The 487-nt window shown below is 66.1% G+C and carries 1 pseudogene; it reads right to left on the bottom strand.

The window, feature by feature from the left end:
- Positions 1 to 142 (bottom strand): annotated as a pseudogene (locus ABGA94_RS02405) (bifunctional hydroxymethylpyrimidine kinase/phosphomethylpyrimidine kinase); the annotation flags it as partial.
- Positions 143 to 487: the final 345 nt, after the last annotated feature.

The raw sequence follows: 487 nt of genomic DNA, 5'->3' as shown, positions 1-487 counted from the left end.
CATAGCCCTGCTGCAGGCCGCGCGCAACGTAGTCGATGCCGGCTTCGCAGGCGTTGGCCAGGCTCAGGCCGTTGCACAGCTGCGCGGCGATGGCCGAGGCCAGCGTGCAGCCAGTGCCGTGCGCATCCAGCGGCAGGCGGCTCGGCAGTGTTGTGGCCATCAGACGGCGTTGACGAGCCACTGCAGGCGGCCAGCGCCAGCGAAACAGCCAACGGAAGCGCACACGGGCGCAGACGGGACGCGATGTTCATGGACGTTCTCGGGAGGTGCACGGAGGATGTATCGGCCGTACCCCCTTTCTCTTTAACGTCGATGTGCTTGGAAGTGCATTCTGAATGCGCCGGTTTTCCGGCGCTTGGCGGCTTCGGGGTCTGAGCCCTTTCCCTTTGGGAAAGGGATCCGACCCCGCCGGCGTACCGGTCAGGCATGACCGCCTACCGAGGGCGACTCCGCTTCCTGCTTCTCCAGCTCGCGCTTCACCGCTTCC

Origin of the sequence: Stenotrophomonas sp. 3diitr2024 (assembly GCF_042136455.1) — a bacterium.
Classification (GTDB): domain Bacteria; phylum Pseudomonadota; class Gammaproteobacteria; order Xanthomonadales; family Xanthomonadaceae; genus Stenotrophomonas; species Stenotrophomonas sepilia.
Note: the sequence above shows the minus strand (reverse complement) of the source record. Positions and strands in the feature narration are given on the sequence as shown.